The organism is Cellvibrio sp. ARAG 10.3 (assembly GCF_051846955.1).
Taxonomy (GTDB): Bacteria; Pseudomonadota; Gammaproteobacteria; order Pseudomonadales; family Cellvibrionaceae; genus Cellvibrio.
The window spans coordinates 518,882-535,565 of record NZ_JBPYCU010000001.1 but is presented as its reverse complement, the minus strand read 5'-3'; the positions used below and the strand labels follow the sequence as shown (position 1 = coordinate 535,565).

The window sequence follows — 16,684 nt, the reverse complement described above, 5'->3', positions numbered from 1 at the left end:
TTTGCAACAAGCGGCGATTGGAGCAAACCAGATTAGTAAAGTTTCTTTACACAATGAGGATGAATTAACAATTTAGTGCCAGTTTTCCGGGGAAGCCAGTAAAAACATTAGCAGATATTTTCATAGATGAGCGCCTTCAGAGCCCATGCTTGCACGGATTTAATGAACATTGGCTGAACAACCGCCCGGTCCTGTACCTTTGGAGCACGAATCTATAGTGTTAAGGTGAAGCGCTAACGTTTGTTAATCCGGACCCTTCCGGGAGACACCTACCCATGCAGTTCATCATCAGGTTCGCCGCCCATTTGCGTTATTTTCTTCCCCTTCTTTTCCTGCCGTTCGCCCTGTCCGCTACCGCCGCTGCGAATGAAGATGAGCGAGCCGAAACGTTATTCCAGCAGTTTTTTGATGAAGCGCTGGCGCGCAGCCCGATGAAGCAAACTTACCTCGGTCTCAAAACCGACTACGGACAATGGGATGATCTCAGTGCGGCCTACCAACAACAGACTGACAAGTTATTGCGCAACCAACTCCAGAGGTTGTATCAACTGGATATAAAAAAGCTGAGTCCGGAAAACCGCTTCAACTATTACCTGATGGAAGCGACCCTGAAACAGCGCATCGATCAATACACCTGGCGACACTACCTTTACCCGGTCAATCAAATGTTCGGCACCCATACCGAAATCGCGTCGCTACTGATGAACTCTCACAAGATTGATGAAATTACCGATGCCCACGCGTATATACAGCGCATCAATGGCGTAAACACCCTGTTGCACCAGGTGGTCGAGCAACTCAAGGAAAATGCGCAGGCCGGGATTGTGCCGCCCGGATTTGTGTTTCCCCTGGTGATCAGCAGTTGCGAAAATTTACTACAAGGCCAGCCATTTAATGGCCAGGAAGATAGTCCGATCCTCGGCAACTTTCGCACCAAGATCACGGCCCTGAACCTGCCCGCCCAAGAACAACAGGCGTTGTTGCAACAAGCGTCCCACGCTTTACAGCATTCGTTTGAACCCGGTTACCGCTACTTGATCCGCTATTTAAAAGCATTGGAGCAACAGGCTGACACGCGCGATGGTGTATGGAAATTTCCCAAAGGGAAAGACTACTACCGCTTTGCATTGGCTTTTAATACCACCACGGATTTAAGCGCTGATGACATCCACGCGCTTGGCGTGGCGGAGGTAGAACGCATCCATGGCGAGATTCGCCGTATCATGCAGCAATTGAAATTTACTGGTAGCGTGCAGGATTTTTTCCGTTTCATGCGTGACGACCCGCGTTTTTATTTTCCCAATACCGACGCCGGTCGTGCAGCTTATCTGACCGAAGCAACGCGTATTATTGATGAGATGCGCGAGCATCTGGACGAACTATTTATTTCACAACCCAAAGCGCAATTGCTGGTTAGCCGGGTCGAGCCCTTCCGTGAAAAAACCGCCGGCAAGGCTTTTTATCGTCGCCCGGCAGCCAAGGGTACACGGCCCGGCGTCTACTACGCCAACCTGTACAACATGCGGGCCATGCCGATCTATCAGATGCAGGCGTTGGCTTACCACGAAGGCATACCCGGCCATCATATGCAGATCGCAATTGCGCAGGAAAAAGCCGATCTACCGGTGTTCCGGCAACACGTGCGTTACATCGCGTTTGTAGAGGGCTGGGCGCTCTATGCAGAATTGCTACCCCTGGAGCTGGGTTTGTACAAAGATGCCTACGCCGAATTTGGCCGGTTAGCCCTGGAGCTTTGGCGGGCCAGCCGCCTTGTGGTGGACACCGGCATTCATTCCCAACGCTGGAACCATGAAAAAGCCATTCACTATTTGCTGGAGAACACCCCCAACACACGGCAGGACATTGTTAAATCCGTGCAGCGTTACATCGTGATGCCTGGCCAAGCGACGGCGTATACCCTGGGAATGAAAAAAATCCTCGCGTTGCGCGAATACGCCCGGGCTGAATTGGGGACGGCTTTCGACCTGCGCCTTTTTCACGAACAAGTATTGCAGGGCGGCGCTATGCCATTGACGTTATTAGAAGACCATATAAAGGACTGGGTCAGCACCACCAAAGCGCAACGAAAACCCGAATAAAATTTTTTTGCTCCCCAGTCGCCGCCCATTACCGGCGAAATATTTAATCGCTATACTGAAATTGCTGTAGAACACTGAATGATTCAGCGACGGTTGTGCCTGACAGCCAGCCGACGGTTTGGGAAAACGGATATACAAAAAGGGTTTCAGTATGAGCATCAAATTGATTGCCGGAAGCCTCGCTGCTTTCCGGCTCGTTAAACGTTACCGCAAGTTTATCTTCTACGTCATTCTCGCTGTGATCATCAGCATGATGGTCAGCCTCGCCATAGGCAAGATCTATCAACATTGGGACAACGATCCGGATCGCGGAGCCATGCCCATCGAGAATGGGCTCTTTGGCGAAAGCTATTCGACGCCGATCTATCTCGAACAAGGATGGGATGCTGCAGACAGCCTGTGGTTTTATAACACTACCCAGGGTTCCGGTTTACTTCCCTACGATTTTTTCCTGGTGCTCGAGCAAGCCGATGCCACCACGCTGCTGCGCGACCCGCAGCAGATGGATGCGTTTCGTTACCTTCCGCAAAAGCCGACCTTTTTTAACCCTGACGGTTTGCCGGTAGGCTTTGTTAAAGATACCTATCAGGGCATGGATTACGTCGGTTACACCTGCGCCGCCTGCCACACCAGTCAAATCAATTACCAAGGCAAAGCCATGCGCATCGATGGCGGACCGGCAATGGCCGATATGGTCGGTTTCCTGGTTGCCCTGGAAAAATCACTCAAGGCAGTTGCGGCACCCGGTGAAAAACGCGAACGATTTATTCAGCGCGTACTCGATCTGGATAACAGCTATGACGATGAAAAATCCATCGCCGCCGACATCGAGAAATGGACCTATAACATCCAGCTTTACAACACCATCAACCACAGCCATATCGATTACGGTTTTGCGCGGCTGGATGCCTTCGGCCGTATCTACAATCGCGTTTTGCAGCATGTACTCAGCAAGAAGCAGATGCGCGATATCTTGCTTGATGTGGTATCGGCCACCAACCAGCCGTTGCTGACCACCGGGCAAGTGGACCTGGTACTCAAAGACATCAGCAACACCATCATTGGCGATAAAGAATTTGCGCTGATCTCGCAACGGCTGGAGTCGGATGCACCCGGCTATCCGAACCTGTCACAGCGGCAAATGTTGCGCGTGCGCAATTCGATCTTTAACGAGCCCAATGCACCGGTCAGTTATCCCTTCCTGTGGGACATTGCCCATTCGGATTACGTACAGTGGAACGGTCTGGCGGGTAATTCCGGGGTAGGCCCACTGGGGCGCAATGCCGGCGAGGTGATCGGTGTCTTCGGCATTCTCGATTGGACGGCCAAAAAGCCCGGCTTCAGTTTGTCTGCGCATTTGACCGGACAAAGCAAAAAGCAGGAACGCGTCGACTTCAAATCCTCGATTGACCTGGTCAACCTTGAGCGGCTCGAATCCCATTTGAAAAGTCTGCAATCCCCGCAGTGGCCGCAAGATATTTTGGGCAAGATCGATCAGGAAAAAGCAAATCGCGGGCGGGTGATCTATAGTCATTACTGTCAGTCCTGCCACGAAATTATTGACCGCTCCGCTTGGGACCGGTTAGTGATCGGCAAGATGTCCAATATCGACGCGATCGGTACTGACCCGGTCATGGCCCGCAACAGCGTCGATTACAAAGGCAAGTCCGGCAATTTCGTCCACACTTACCAGAGCACCGATGTGGGGCCGCTGGTGCTGGAAGAAAATGCACCCGTGATCCAGATACTCACCTCGGTGACCACCGGCGTGGTGAGTACGGAAGATGCGGACAAATGGGCGTTGCGACGCGGGCTCGACTGGCTGTATACCCTGGCCATGTCGTTCTTTGATAATGACATCAAACCGAGCATGAAGGCGGGCAACTACAAGCCGGACACCACCGCGAATCCTTATGACTCGCTACTGTCTTACAAGGCCCGATCACTCAACGGTATCTGGGCCACCGCACCCTACCTGCACAATGGCTCGGTGCCGACAATGTATGACCTGCTTCTACCCAGGAAGCAGCCGGGCGACGCGGATGAAGGCGAGTATCGCCCCGATGACTTTATGGTGGGCAGCCGTGAGTATGACCCGGTGAAGATGGGCTTTCGCTCCGAGGGTTATGAAGGTTTTCGGTTCCAGACCTTCCGGGCCGGCGATATGAATGGCGGCCACGAATACGGGGCTGGCCCAACAACACAGCCAGATGGTACAGTGTTGCCCGCTTTGACCGAGCAGCAGCGCTGGGATTTGATTGAATTTATCAAGACCCTGTGATGCCGGGGCACCGCTCCCTGTAGCGGTGCCCGCCAATCAAAAACCCATTCTGGTAAGGGATTTTGTATAAGGAATGTTTTCTGTAAACCGGTTGATTGGCCGTCCCCTTTTCATCGGCACCTTTGACTGATGGGACGGCTGACAATATTCATTCTTTATTTACATTGATCCTGAAATCCTATGTTGAACACGAAGTACTTCCAACGGCTGAAAACAATCCTGGCTTCCAGCTTATTGTCGCTGACTCCCCTTACGCTCCATGCCTTCGAACTTCCCGGCGCGAATATTGCGGATAATGATCGTTACGATACCTTGCCGCCCATGATCGCCGAAGCACTGGCCCAACTATCGACACCGGCCAGCACCACCCCCGCCTATATCACCGAATTCGAGCAGTACATTGCCCAGACGGTTGCGCCCAGTGTGCCCGGTGCGGCGCTGCTGGTCGTCGCTGATGGCAAGGTGCAAGTGATGAACGGTTACGGGGTAAGAAAGGTGGGCACCCATGATCCGGTTACGCCGGATACGGTATTCCGCCTGGCATCGGTCTCTAAGACCATCGCGTCTGCCGCCGCCGGACTGCTAGTCCAGGAAAACAAGTTACTGTGGGACAGCACCGTTGCCAGCACCTTGAGCAACGTCAGTTTTAAAAACGCCCAATACGGCAAGCTGATTACCGTGCGCGACATCCTCGCCCACACCACCGGTCTGCCAGCCCATGCGTACACCAATTTGATTGAAGCACGCGTGCCCTATGAAGAGGCGGTCAAACGTCTCGGTACACTGGATTTTATCTGCCCGCCCCATCGCTGTTACGGCTATCAGAATGTGGTCTTCAGCCTGATTGGCGACATCATTTACGCCAAGAGCGGCGAGAGCTATGAAAACTTCGTCGTCAACAATTTATTTCGGCCATTAGGAATGAACAGCGCGTCCTTCGGTCTGGAGGCCCTGGAACAAAACCGCAACTATGCCCAGCCCCATGTATGGCGTAGGGGCCAGTGGAAAAACGTCGAGATCAATACCAATTATTACACTGTCGCACCCGCCGCCGGTGCCAATGCCAGCATTCGCGATATGGCTTCCTGGATGCTTGCCCACCTGGGCCAGCGCCCGGATGTCTTGCCGGCCACTACACTGGATGATATGCAGGCCAAGATCATCAAGACCTCGGTGGCCCACTCCCACTACGGCGCACAAAAAAACATGATCGATACCTATTACGGCTTGGGCTGGCGGGTATTTGACTTCGGGGCCCACAAAAATTTCGTACACCATGGCGGTTGGGTCCAGGGCTACCGCGCCGAGATGGTTTTTAATCGTGACCTGCAAATCGGCATGGTATTTCTCACCAATTCCGAAACCCGTCTTGCGCGCGATGTGATCCTGAATTTTGTAAACCTGTATGAAAAACATCGCCAATCCGAAATGACGCCGCAGCTATTGCGCGCCGATGCCAAAACCCACTAACTGGCCAGTTGTTGTATAAATAATAAAGCGCCGGTGATGATGGTCCATACCAGGCCGCCAAGAGCGATGACGCTGACAACCGTCATCGCCAGACCGGCCACGATAAATACCCCATCTTTTTCAATCAATCCCAGGGCCAGTAACACCACGGCAAAGCCGGGAAAAAAATTGCCAAAAGGAATCGGCAGGATCAACAGCAAGGCCAACAACAAACACACACCACCTAACCAGCGCTCGGCGCGGGAAGATGTCAGCCAGGGCCAACGGGGTTTTAAGCCCCGTTCCAGTTTTGCCAGCCAGGGCGCTGCGCGTTGAATTAATTTTTTAAAGCCTGTGCCACTGAACGAACGCCGCTGTATCCTTTCCGGTAAATACAACCGCCGCAACCCACCGATCATTTGTATCGCGATCACAATCAACACAATGCCCGTCACCGTAGAGACACCAGGAATACCGACGAGGGGAATGGAGTTGGGCAAGGCGAACAGCAACAATAAAAAACCGAACGAACGGTCACCCAGCAACTGATCCAGCTCTCCCCACTGGATACGCTCCCGGTCGAGGTTCGCGGCGAAAGCCAGCAACACGGCGGAAAGATTCTGTGGCTGTGACACATTGACAGGTTCAGGCAACGACATTCGACAATTCCTCTTTACCGCATAGCCAATCGAGTTGTGCTATTGTCCGTGCAGTGAAACCTGACAGGTCCAATACCTTCAACATGCAGTGAGTGCACCGGTTATGCACATCGATTTTATTCACTCAATTCATGCGCTCAGCGCGGCGCAATGGAATGCGCTTTGCCCCACCGACTATCCGTTTATTCGCCACGAGTTCCTTGCTGCACTGGAAGACAGCAAGAGTACGACACTCGCCAGTGGCTGGCAGCCCCATCACCTGATCATGCGCGATGCGGATATTGTCGTAGCGGCAATGCCGTTGTTTATCAAACACCATTCCTATGGTGAGTATGTGTTTGACTGGGCATGGGCCGACGCCTGGCAGCGATATGGGTTTTCTTATTACCCGAAACTGGTTTCTGCCATTCCCTTTACACCTTGTTACGGACCGCGTCTGTTGGTGAGCCCACACACAAACGCGAAGGATGTGCTTCCGATTCTGGTTGAGCACCTGCAACAACATATTCTCCAACAGGGATTTTCCAGCTGGCACTGCCTGTTCCCCGACGAAGCATTGAAAGAGCAGTTGAGCGCTATGGCTATAAGACCGCGCCTGGGCTGCCAGTTTCATTGGTTTAATCGTAATTATAAAAATTTTTCCGATTTTCTCGCGCGCATGTCATCGCGCAAACGCAAAAATATCCTCAAGGAACGGCGCCATGTCCAGGAGCAAGGTTTTAACTTTGAGTGGAAACAGGGCGCCGCGATAAGCGCTGACGACTGGGATTTTTTCGCTGAGCTGTATCGCCTGACTTACCTTAAACGCAGCGGGCACAGTGGCTATTTGCAGCGGAATTTTTTTCATCGGCTCGGTGCAGATTTGCCCGACAACACGCTGCTGATTATTGCCAGACACCAGGGCTCAGCCGTTGCCGCCGCACTCTATTTACAGGATACAACAACACTCTATGGGCGTTATTGGGGTTGCCGGGAAGAGTTTGATTTTTTGCATTTTGAAACCTGCTACTACCAAGGCATTGATTATGCTATCGCACAGGGTTTACAACGCTTTGATGGAGGAGCACAAGGCGAGCATAAAATCCAACGGGGCTTTGAACCCATCGCTACCTGGTCAAATCATTGGATTGCCACGGACACATTTCGCACGGCGATTGATCGGTTCCTGATTGAAGAAAACCACAGCGTTATGCAGTATTTGTCGGCGGCCCAGGAATACCTTCCGTTCAAGCAAGATGACCAGGCTTGAATTAAGGCTCAAATAATTCGGGATTGTAGTGCTTCACTTTTTTCATCCAATCTTCCTGCGGCTCGTGCGGCGTTCCCGGTGGCAATAAGGGATTGTGAATGTGGATCGCGCGCCGCCCCTGCAAATCCAGATTCGTAATAGCATCGACAATCAGAGGATGACGGTAGAAGTAGCGATCATAAGAACCGTCGCGCATCATCGCGCGCAGACCGACTTCTATTCGCTGCGCCAGTTTTTCGTTATCTTTTTTGACAAAAAAGTACAAGGGTGCCGGATACACCAACACCAGATCGCGTTCTACGACGATATTTTTATCGTTGTTGTGGCGCAACTCTGACAAGATCTGGTTGGACCCACGCGGAAAAAAATCAAAGCGCCTGGCGGCCAGCATCTTATACAGGGCTTCATAATTAGCACTGTTGACCACCGGGATTCCATTCTTCAGGAAAATCTCGACATCCGGCCAATCGGCACCTTGCCCGGCACGCAGGCTTTGTAAATCTTCAAGGTTTTTAATCTTCGAAAACAGCGGTTGATCGTCCGGATGAATCAAAAAGGTTTTGTGGCCCATCAGACCTTTCAGCAACGGAATACGAATAGGGTGCAGCAATGCCTCCCGCTCGATAGTGGTAGCACCCCACAATAAATCCACACCCTGATTGCGACTGATCAGTGCTGCACTGCGCATGCGGGTGAGCATGTGTTCGGTTTGATCAATCTCGCAGGGACCAAATTCCGTTTCAGTCCGTTTCAGGATCAAGCGCAATAAATCGAGATAATAGCTTTCCTGTTCCCAACTACTGGGTTTGGCTTTGGGCAGAATTAATTGCGGCGTTGCCGAGGGATCCTCCAGGCGATTGACACAAGCGAACACCTGACCTGCAGCACAGGACAAGCACAAGATTAACAACAGTGATAATTTGATCAATTTCATCAGCAGTGGGTATTAGTTTTTATCCCAGGCATATATCCAGTAATCCTGACGCGCCAGGGGTACCGTGCGCGGCAACAAGGGGTTGGTTAAAAATATTTTGCGCCGTTCATCAATGCGCACCCGTTTTATCGCATCAATAATGATCGGGTGTTGATAGAAATATTCATCAAATTTGCCGTTCGCCATAATGCCATGCAAACCTTTTGCGAGACGCTGCTCCAGGTTTGTATTATTGATATTCACAAAAAAATAAACCGGTGCCGGGTAGACCAGCACCAGGTCTTCCTCAATGTGCAATGAGACTTCCGGGTGATTGCGATATTCACTCCAGACTTCGCTGGCGCCGCGCGGAAAAAAATCAAAGCGCTTGGCAGCTAACATGCGAAACAAGGCTTCATAATTACTTGAGGTGACCGTTTCTATACCGTTGACGCGCAATATTTTGTTATCCGGCCAATCCGCGCCAACCCCTGCACGCAGCTTTTGTAATTCCTCCAGACTGGTGATAGAGGAAAAGTGTTGCTGATCCTCCGGGTTAATCAAGAAAATTTTATAACCCATCAAGCCTTTCAGTAACGGAATACGCACGGGACGCAGCAAGGTTTCGCGTTCAATACTGGTGGTACCCCAAAATAGATCGATGCCGAAATTATTGATCAGCGCCACACTGCGCATACGCGTCAGGATATTATCCGTGGCCACCACATTGCAGGGGCCGTATTCCAGGACGGTTTCCGCGAGAATTAAACGCAGTAAGCCGGTGTAGTAGCTTTCTTTTTCCCAACTCGCCGTAGGTTCCTGCGGCACAACCAATTGCGGTATTCCGTCAATGCCCACTCGCTCGGAGCAGGTTTGCGCCACCGGGCTCAGCACGGCCAGCAAGATAAACCCCATAAGCGTTTTACAAAATCTGTGCTTATCCATATCAAACGACCAATCCCGGCGGATCATTGTTTTTATGTCCTAAGTATGGCCCAGATTAAATGAATGTATAGTGCGTGCCGAAGGGTGGGCGACAATTCCTTTGAAATTGGTTTTAATGGCACCTTTATCAACAATCCAACCGGCATGAAAACATATGCGTCTTGTCCAGTCACTGCATCCACGCCGAATCCTGCAATCACTTGATGAGATTGATGAGACAGGAAATTCCTACAGCCTGACGCGTCGGCAGAGTCTGCGTCGCGTTTTTATTACTCTGGCGTGTGTCTCAGTGGCGTTGCTCTTTATTCACTACGCCAAGTTTTCCAGCAATATTCCCCTGGTCATCGGCAGTGAATTGACGCAGCGTTGGCAGGCATCCAGCTGGTATCACCTGTTGGGCTACGTGTGGTGGACGGGCTGTCACCTGATCGGTTTTGTACTGCTGCCCTGGCTGGTGATTCGATTGTGTTTCAAACAGCGCATGCGCGATTTCGGCTGGCGTTTCAATGAGACAGCTGATCATTGGCGAGGCTATGTATTGTTGTTAAGTCCGATCCTGGTGTTTGTGGTGCTGGTGAGTTTCGGCGAGGACTTCGTCAATCATTACCCGTTTTACAAGTTAGCCGGGCGCAGTTGGTTTGATCTGCTGGCCTGGGAGCTGTTGTATCTCAGCCAGTTTGTGTTCCTGGAGTTTTTCTTTCGCGGGTTTATCTTGCAGGCTCTGCGCCCGGCGATGGGCGCTAACGCGGTGTGGGTGATGTGTGTACCTTACCTGATGATTCATTTTCCCAAGCTCTGGCTGGAGGCGACAGGGGCCATCCTGTTTGGCTTGTTCCTGGGCATCCTTGCGCTGCAATCCCGCTCGATCTGGGGTGGTGTGCTGGTCCATGCCGGTGTGGCGGTGAGCATGGATATCGCCGCGCTGGTGCGCAAGCAGGAAATCCCTACCCAATGGTGGCCGTTTTGATTATTGCCAGCGTTTAAAAATCAATGAGGTATTGATCCCGCCGAAGGCGAAGTTGTTACTCATGATGTATTCGCACTGCAAGGTGCGCGGCGCGCCCATAATGTAATCCAGTTCGCCACATTCCGGGTCGGGGTTGCGCAGGTTAAGCGTGGGGGCGAACCAGCCTTCGTTCATCATCTGGATACTGGCCCAGGCCTCCAGGGCGCCGCAGGCACCGAGGGTGTGGCCGATATTACCCTTGAGGGTACTGATGGGCACCTGCGAGCCAAACAGTTTTTCGGTGGCGCGGCTTTCGGCAATATCACCGCGATCTGTCGCCGTGCCGTGGGCGTTGATATAGCCAATCGCGGAGGCATCCAGACCCGCATCCTGCAAGGCCAGCGCCATGGCAATATTCATGGTATTCGCGTCCGGCTGGGTGATATGACCGCCGTCAGAATTCGTACCGAAACCGACCAGTTCCGCGTAAATCCGCGCACCGCGCGCCCTGGCGTGCTCCAGCTCTTCCAGAATCAATGTGCCCGCACCTTCGCCGATTACCAGACCATCCCGGTCTTTATCAAACGGGCTGGGCGTAAGCGTGGGGGTTTTGTTCTTGGTGCTGGTGGCGTAGAGGGTATCGAACACTGCCGCTTCCGATGGGCACAGCTCTTCACCGCCGCCCGCCACCATCAGGGTCTGCTTCCCGTATTTGATCGCTTCATAGGCATAACCAATACCCTGGCTGCCGGAGGTACAGGCGGATGAGGTAGTGATAACCCGGCCTTTCAAGCCAAAGAAGACGCCTACATTCACTGGCGAGGTGTGGCCCATCATGCGGATATAGGTGGTGGCCGTGGCGCCGCCGATGTCGCGGCGATCCAGCATCACCGCAAAGTCGCGCGTGGCGTCAGTACTGCCAGTGGAGGAGCCGTAGGAGACGCCCACCGCCCCGCTTTGGAGAAGTGGATCATCCAGCAGCCCGGCATCCTGCAAGGCCACTTCGGTGGCGCGGGTAGCCAGCAGGGACACCCGGCCCATGGAGCGGATTTTCTTGCGCGGGTAATGTGCCGGCACCGTGAAATCTTCGATAGGGCCGGCAAGGTGCGTGTTGAGATCCTTGTAGGTTTCCCAATCCGGCATATGCTTGATGCCGCTGACGCCCGCCTTGAGGGCGGTAGAAAAATCCTGCCAGTTATCACCCAGGGAAGTTAAAACCCCCATCCCCGTTACCACAACTCGTTTCATTTACAACATCCCGCCATTCACAGAGATAACCTGGCGGGTGATATAACCGGCCTGATCAGATAACAGATAACTCACCAGCGAGGCCACTTCCTCCGGCTCCCCCGCGCGGCGCATGGGGATCAGCTTCAGGGCTTCCTCCACCGGCGCTTCGTCGAGCATCTCGGTGTTAATCAGGCCGGGCGCAACACAGTTAACCGTGATATTGCGTTTGGCCAGCTCGATGGCCAGCGCCTTGGTCGCCCCGATAATCCCGGCCTTGGCGGCGCTGTAATTGACTTGTCCACGGTTACCCATGATGCCCGACACCGATGACAGGGTCACAATTCGCCCAGGCGCGCGGCGGCGGACCATTGGCATAATCACGGGATTCAGGACGTTGTAAAACGCATCCAGATTGGTGTGGATAACCGCGTCCCAGTCCTCGCCGCTCATGGCGGGGAAGGCATTATCGCGGGCGATGCCGGCGTTGCAGACCACGCCATAGTAGGCGCCATTCTGCTCCATATCCGCCTCAAGGGCGGCGCTGGCCAGGCAGCGATCCGCCACATCAAATTGCAGGATACTGGCGCTGCCGCCGGCTTGCTCGATAAAGGTTTTGACCGCCTCAGCCTGGTCACGCTGGCTGCGGCAATGGATCACGACATGGTAACCATCCGCCCCCAAGCGAACGGCAATGGCTCGGCCGATTCCACGGCTGGAACCGGTCACTAATACACGCTTCTGCGTCATTACGACTCCTTGACTGACTCGTCCGGTTTGATCTGAATAGTGCCTTTGGGCTGGATGGCCTTGACCTGGGCGCTGGCAAGCAAGTCCTCACCGGCGTGTATATCACAGTCAAACAGCACCAGATTATTCTCATCGCGAAAGACTTCGCGCACATTGACCCGCAACTGTTGGCCGGGGGTAAAGCTGTCCACATGGGTATCGTAGCGGCGGGTGCCCAGCAGAAAACCGATACTCGGCTCTTCACCGTTCTGGCGGGCAATGATACCGGCGTACGCACTGATCGCCTGGGCCATATACTCCAGTCCCACCCAGGCCGGTACCTTGCCTTCACCGTCGGCGAACAGGTAGGAATCCACCGGATCGGCAATGGCCTCAACGTGACCGACATCCCAATGGGAGACGGACTGCAACAACAGCAAAGGCGGGCGATGGAGCACCAGATCCTCTACGGATTCAAAGAGTGGTGATGTCTTCATAGTGGTTTCTTCGTGGGACCATCTATTTTATGGGGGCTATTTATCAGGCTATCTTTCTCTGAGCTATCTGTCAGGCTTTCAGGCGATCTGGGGTGCGAGCGCAGCTGGCGACTCTCGATCACCAAGTGAAGATCGCTTTTATTATTCGTGTAGCGCGCGGTCCCTTGCCATGGATTGTCGTCTAAATAATCAACCTGGCCGGCCAATATACCAGAAAAGTATACCTGTCGAACCCCTGCGGCAGCGCTGAACGTCCAGCTTTCGCCAGCCTGTCGGCGCAGATCCGGCAGCGGCCAATAGATAAATTGCAGGCTCTGCGCCAGCTCTGTCCACCGCCGATCAAGCGGGTGGGATTTGTGGATGTCCAGGGCGAGCTCGCCCTGATCCTGTACCAGGGTTGCCAAGCGTTGACCAAGACTGTCCATAAACACCAGCGTCCAGCGGCGCTCATTGATCTGCACCACCGTTTGCAGCCGGTAATCCTTGCCATCCCGGTGCACCCGCCATTGCTGCTGTGCCACCAGCAGTGAGTATTCACTATTGCTGGTTGTGAATGGAAAATGTCCGCCACCGAAGAGTGCGCAACCACCCAGCAACAGCAGCGCTATCAGCCATAATGTTTTCATACCGGATTCCTTAATCGACTCAGCAGCGGGGCCAGCAAGAGATTGCCGAGACTCCCGAACAACAGGGTCGTGCCGAATGCGCTTACCATCGGCGTGGAGCTGAGCGCCAGTAACCCGAACGACAAGCCGCTGGTCAGCGCCGACAACAGGATGGCGCGACGGCAACTCGCATCATCAGCGCCGGATTTGTAGGCAAAGATGCTGTAATCCATCCCCAGGCCCAGAATCAGGTAACAACCGAAGACGTGAAACAGATTGATCGCCACACCGAACGCGGTCAGTAATGCAAGGGTGATGGCACTGGCGGTCAACGGCACCAACACCAGCAGCATCGCCTGCCGACGGCGGAAGCTCAACCACATCAGGCCCGCCACCGCCAGGTAGGCCAGCGCCAACAGGATCATCGCCGACGTTTGCAGATGCTGGAGACGCTGCGACATCTGGGTTACCCGATCCACCCAGATCACGCCATCGACCTGCCGCGCTGCAGCGGCCAGGGCCGACACATCGGTTATGCCGCGCAATGCGATGACACTGGCGTAGCTGCCATCCACCTCACCCAGCCACAACAAACGCTGGTCGGGCCGCGCCACCGCCAGCCAGGCCGGCACATCCAGCAGCTGGTGGCGGGCCGAATAAAACGCTTGTTGTAGCGCAGCAACTGCCTCAACACCAAAGCCCGCACGGCGCATAAAGGTTTCGGCGATGCCCTGCTCACGGTAGAGCGCTTCTTGCAGGTTGTAATTCTGCCGCTGCTGTTGATGTGATGGCACGACGCGGCTCACCGCCGCGTAATCGCGCACAGCGGATTCAGCGAGCAACGCGTCCAGATGGTCGCGCCGGAACTGTTCTTCTATTTGCAGCAGGTCTTCCGGCGTCGCCCCCCGCACCAGAAAATATTGATTGGGCGCAAATCCCTGCAGACTGAGTTGCAAGGTTTTTTCCGATTGCAACAGATCCGGCGAGGGTTGATAGAGCAGGCGCAAATCGCTGCCGACGCGCAACTGACTCAGTAACAGCATCAGCACCGCCAACAACATACCGGCAAACCACAGCAATTGTTTTTTACCCAGCACGGGTAGTCCGCGCCAGGGCCAGGCAGCCATGCGTTGGACAAACGCCACAGGCTGCGGCAGGGCGGTGCGAAACACCAGCGGAAAAATACCCACCACAAATAACCAGGCAGAGGTCAAACCGATCAGCGAGAAGCTGGCAATCTGACGCAAGCCTGGCAACTCCGCCTGCAACAAGCAGCTGTAACCCAACAACGAAGTCAGCAAACCAAGACTCAGGGCCGGCAATAAATGCTGCAACACCGATTCATCCTGCAAACCTTGCGGCTGCAAGGATAGTTGCTGATGTTTACACAAATAATGCAAGGCATAATCAATAGCGACGCCGATCAGGCTGGCGCCAAAGACCAGCGTCATTAAATGCACGTCGCCGAACAGCCAATGGTTAATGGCCAGCGCCACGGCGCTGCCATAAATCACCGACGCAAAACTCAGCAGCAAGGGTTTGATACGGCGAAAACTCAACAGAAACAACAACAAAATGCCCAGTGTCGAGCCCAGGCTAATAACAGTGACTTCGCGCTGTGCACTGGCCGAGGCTTCAGCCGCATGGAATACCGCACCGGACATCAACAAATGGACACCCGGCACCTCGGCCGCCAGGGTTGCGCGCAGCCCGGCAAGCCAATCGTTTAATTGTTCGTGAATAGATAGATTAAACGCATCGCCGTTTAAGCTGGCAGAAAGAATGACGATGTTATTTTTGCCGGTGGTTATCAACAACTGGTCGTCGACAATCTCACCCGGCACATAAGGTTGCAGGCGCTGAACATAATCCCCGAACAACGCCAAAGGGTCCTGCGCGGGCGACAAGACTGCGCCAGCAGAGAATCCAAATAATGCTTGTTGTGCGCGACCCAGCAATGCCTGTTGATTATTTTGTTGCAGCCAGTCGTGCTGCGTGTCGGTTAACACATGAAAGCGATGCGCCTGCAACAATGCTTGCTGTGCCGCAAGCGATTCAAACTGTTCATCCTGTTGCACGTGTATAAAACCGCTATCGACAACAGCCTGCTGCAAGATACCCGCTGCACGCAAAGCTTGCTCACGCGCATCCGCGCTCACCGCCAATAAAAGTTGATTGCCGAACTCTTCAGTTAACCGATCACTGGCACGATTGATCAGGTGGCTGTCTTCATCACGGGGAAATAACGCTTGCAGATCCGTCTCCAGCACCAAACCGCGCTGTAGCTGTTGTACCAACAACGCGCCGGCAAACAAGCTGACCAGTGCAAACAGGAGAGCGAAGAAGGAATGCCGAATGCTGCGCGTGCTAATCATGTTGTTATTTACCCTGCACTCAAGGCACGGTTGCGCAATGCTTTGCTCGATCGTCGAGGTAAAACCAACGGCATTGTTCCGGCGTGGGCGAATCAATGCTGTTGATGTCGGTAAAATTCAATTGCGTCACATCACCGTTTCCGCCGACGATACGCAAGGACTCAATATAATTTTCCCCGCGCAACTCGGCGCTGCGCATTTGCTTGCGCACCATGTCATGACGCGGCGTCAACAACAGCTGCCAATCATTGCCGTCAAACTGCCATTGCGTGGTAAAACGTTCTTCAATTAATTTCACGTCGGCACTGAAGAACGCGAGCAACGTACGGCTGATCTCGCGCTGAACCAGACCGCTTTTTTCTTCCGAGATACTGCCGGTGCCGTTTTCCTGCCAGTGGATAATGTTATCCGGTGTGATGGTACTGGCGTTGAAGAAGGGTTTGCTACTGGCGAGGTAGAGGCCTTTTCCTTTCCAGAAGATAAATTGGCCGGATGAGGTGAGTGGGTAGTCGAGACCTTGCAGTCGTTTTTGTTGTTCGAAGTTTCCGTGAATGACGGTGACCGAGTTGAGTTTTTGGATAACGTTTTGAATTGCACTTTCTTCACTGTTGGCGAATGCAGCTTCGTTAAAAGTTGAGAAAAAAGCTAGCAAGAAAAAAATAAAGCTATTGTTTTTGGTCATTACAAAACCTATGGCAAGTGCATTCGCA

At 53.4% G+C, this 16,684-nt stretch carries 14 protein-coding genes; 5 read left to right on the top strand and 9 right to left on the bottom strand.

Annotated features, from left to right (window positions below):
- Positions 1-275 precede the first annotated feature (275 nt).
- The 3 genes from ACSV5M_RS02275 to ACSV5M_RS02265 all read left to right on the top strand — a co-directional run bounded on the left by ACSV5M_RS02275 (position 276) and on the right by ACSV5M_RS02265 (position 5,850).
- Positions 276-2,099: a DUF885 domain-containing protein gene (locus ACSV5M_RS02275; protein ID WP_439173876.1), complete on the top strand. Its 1,824-nt coding sequence runs from the start codon at positions 276-278 to the stop codon at positions 2,097-2,099.
- A 151-nt stretch (positions 2,100-2,250) separates the two neighbouring features.
- Positions 2,251-4,380 (top strand): di-heme-cytochrome C peroxidase, encoded by a 2,130-nt coding sequence (locus ACSV5M_RS02270; protein ID WP_439173875.1) that lies wholly within the window; start codon positions 2,251-2,253, stop codon positions 4,378-4,380.
- A 180-nt stretch (positions 4,381-4,560) separates the two neighbouring features.
- Positions 4,561-5,850, top strand: a complete 1,290-nt coding sequence (locus ACSV5M_RS02265; RefSeq protein ID WP_439173873.1) for a serine hydrolase domain-containing protein — start codon at positions 4,561-4,563, stop codon at positions 5,848-5,850.
- Here ACSV5M_RS02265 and ACSV5M_RS02260 read toward each other — a convergent pair.
- The gene (locus tag ACSV5M_RS02260; RefSeq protein ID WP_439173872.1) at positions 5,847-6,488 is read right to left on the bottom strand and encodes an exopolysaccharide biosynthesis protein; all 642 of its coding nucleotides are present in this window, start codon (positions 6,486-6,488) and stop codon (positions 5,847-5,849) included. The genes ACSV5M_RS02265 and ACSV5M_RS02260 overlap by 4 nt on opposite strands.
- A gap of 103 nt (positions 6,489-6,591) precedes the next feature.
- Here ACSV5M_RS02260 and ACSV5M_RS02255 point away from each other — a divergent pair, with 103 nt between their 5' ends.
- The gene (locus ACSV5M_RS02255) at positions 6,592-7,737 is read left to right on the top strand and encodes a GNAT family N-acetyltransferase (protein WP_439173870.1); all 1,146 of its coding nucleotides are present in this window, start codon (positions 6,592-6,594) and stop codon (positions 7,735-7,737) included.
- A 1-nt stretch (position 7,738) separates the two neighbouring features.
- Here ACSV5M_RS02255 and ACSV5M_RS02250 read toward each other — a convergent pair whose 3' ends face one another.
- Positions 7,739-8,671 carry a substrate-binding periplasmic protein gene (locus tag ACSV5M_RS02250; RefSeq protein ID WP_439173869.1) on the bottom strand — a complete coding sequence of 311 codons (933 nt, stop codon included), beginning with the start codon at positions 8,669-8,671 and terminating at the stop codon, positions 7,739-7,741.
- Positions 8,672-8,683: 12 nt separating this feature from the next.
- Positions 8,684-9,595, bottom strand: a complete 912-nt coding sequence (locus ACSV5M_RS02245) for a diguanylate cyclase (RefSeq protein WP_439173868.1) — start codon at positions 9,593-9,595, stop codon at positions 8,684-8,686.
- Positions 9,596-9,749: 154 nt separating this feature from the next.
- On the opposite strand from ACSV5M_RS02245, the gene ACSV5M_RS02240 reads away from it, so the two are divergent.
- Positions 9,750-10,562 carry a CPBP family intramembrane glutamic endopeptidase gene (locus ACSV5M_RS02240; RefSeq protein WP_439173866.1) on the top strand — a complete coding sequence of 271 codons (813 nt, stop codon included), beginning with the start codon at positions 9,750-9,752 and terminating at the stop codon, positions 10,560-10,562.
- Here ACSV5M_RS02240 and ACSV5M_RS02235 read toward each other — a convergent pair whose 3' ends face one another.
- Genes ACSV5M_RS02235 through ACSV5M_RS02210 form a run of 6 tightly spaced genes read right to left on the bottom strand, consistent with a single transcriptional unit; the run spans position 10,563 to position 16,656 of the window.
- Complete coding sequence (locus tag ACSV5M_RS02235; RefSeq protein WP_439173864.1) at positions 10,563-11,789, bottom strand: beta-ketoacyl-ACP synthase; 1,227 nt, start codon at positions 11,787-11,789, stop codon at positions 10,563-10,565. It abuts the gene before it with no gap.
- Positions 11,790-12,518 carry a 3-oxoacyl-ACP reductase FabG gene (gene fabG / locus ACSV5M_RS02230; protein ID WP_439173863.1) on the bottom strand — a complete coding sequence of 243 codons (729 nt, stop codon included), beginning with the start codon at positions 12,516-12,518 and terminating at the stop codon, positions 11,790-11,792.
- Complete coding sequence (locus ACSV5M_RS02225) at positions 12,518-12,994, bottom strand: ApeP family dehydratase (protein WP_439173862.1); 477 nt, start codon at positions 12,992-12,994, stop codon at positions 12,518-12,520. Before ACSV5M_RS02225 ends, fabG begins: the two co-directional genes overlap by 1 nt.
- Complete coding sequence (locus ACSV5M_RS02220) at positions 12,991-13,620, bottom strand: DUF3261 domain-containing protein (RefSeq protein WP_439173861.1); 630 nt, start codon at positions 13,618-13,620, stop codon at positions 12,991-12,993. Before ACSV5M_RS02220 ends, ACSV5M_RS02225 begins: the two co-directional genes overlap by 4 nt.
- On the bottom strand, positions 13,617-15,974 hold the full coding sequence (locus tag ACSV5M_RS02215; RefSeq protein WP_439173860.1) for an MMPL family transporter: 2,358 nt from the start codon (positions 15,972-15,974) through the stop codon (positions 13,617-13,619). Before ACSV5M_RS02215 ends, ACSV5M_RS02220 begins: the two co-directional genes overlap by 4 nt.
- Before the next feature lie 19 nt (positions 15,975-15,993).
- The gene (locus ACSV5M_RS02210) at positions 15,994-16,656 is read right to left on the bottom strand and encodes a LolA family protein (RefSeq protein ID WP_439173859.1); all 663 of its coding nucleotides are present in this window, start codon (positions 16,654-16,656) and stop codon (positions 15,994-15,996) included.
- Positions 16,657-16,684: the final 28 nt, after the last annotated feature.

Excerpts from the sequence above, each read along its gene's own strand:
- ACSV5M_RS02275 (WP_439173876.1), top strand. The coding sequence starts at position 276 with ATGCAGTTCATCATCAGGTTCGCCGCCCATTTGCGTTATTTTCTTCCC.
- ACSV5M_RS02270 (WP_439173875.1), top strand. The coding sequence starts at position 2,251 with ATGAGCATCAAATTGATTGCCGGAAGCCTCGCTGCTTTCCGGCTCGTT.
- ACSV5M_RS02265 (WP_439173873.1), top strand. The coding sequence starts at position 4,561 with ATGTTGAACACGAAGTACTTCCAACGGCTGAAAACAATCCTGGCTTCC.
- ACSV5M_RS02260 (WP_439173872.1), bottom strand. The coding sequence starts at position 6,488 with ATGTCGTTGCCTGAACCTGTCAATGTGTCACAGCCACAGAATCTTTCC.
- ACSV5M_RS02255 (WP_439173870.1), top strand. The coding sequence starts at position 6,592 with ATGCACATCGATTTTATTCACTCAATTCATGCGCTCAGCGCGGCGCAA.
- ACSV5M_RS02250 (WP_439173869.1), bottom strand. The coding sequence starts at position 8,671 with ATGAAATTGATCAAATTATCACTGTTGTTAATCTTGTGCTTGTCCTGT.
- ACSV5M_RS02245 (WP_439173868.1), bottom strand. The coding sequence starts at position 9,595 with ATGGATAAGCACAGATTTTGTAAAACGCTTATGGGGTTTATCTTGCTG.
- ACSV5M_RS02240 (WP_439173866.1), top strand. The coding sequence starts at position 9,750 with ATGCGTCTTGTCCAGTCACTGCATCCACGCCGAATCCTGCAATCACTT.
- ACSV5M_RS02235 (WP_439173864.1), bottom strand. The coding sequence starts at position 11,789 with ATGAAACGAGTTGTGGTAACGGGGATGGGGGTTTTAACTTCCCTGGGT.
- fabG (WP_439173863.1), bottom strand. The coding sequence starts at position 12,518 with ATGACGCAGAAGCGTGTATTAGTGACCGGTTCCAGCCGTGGAATCGGC.
- ACSV5M_RS02225 (WP_439173862.1), bottom strand. The coding sequence starts at position 12,994 with ATGAAGACATCACCACTCTTTGAATCCGTAGAGGATCTGGTGCTCCAT.
- ACSV5M_RS02220 (WP_439173861.1), bottom strand. The coding sequence starts at position 13,620 with ATGAAAACATTATGGCTGATAGCGCTGCTGTTGCTGGGTGGTTGCGCA.
- ACSV5M_RS02215 (WP_439173860.1), bottom strand. The coding sequence starts at position 15,974 with ATGATTAGCACGCGCAGCATTCGGCATTCCTTCTTCGCTCTCCTGTTT.
- ACSV5M_RS02210 (WP_439173859.1), bottom strand. The coding sequence starts at position 16,656 with ATGACCAAAAACAATAGCTTTATTTTTTTCTTGCTAGCTTTTTTCTCA.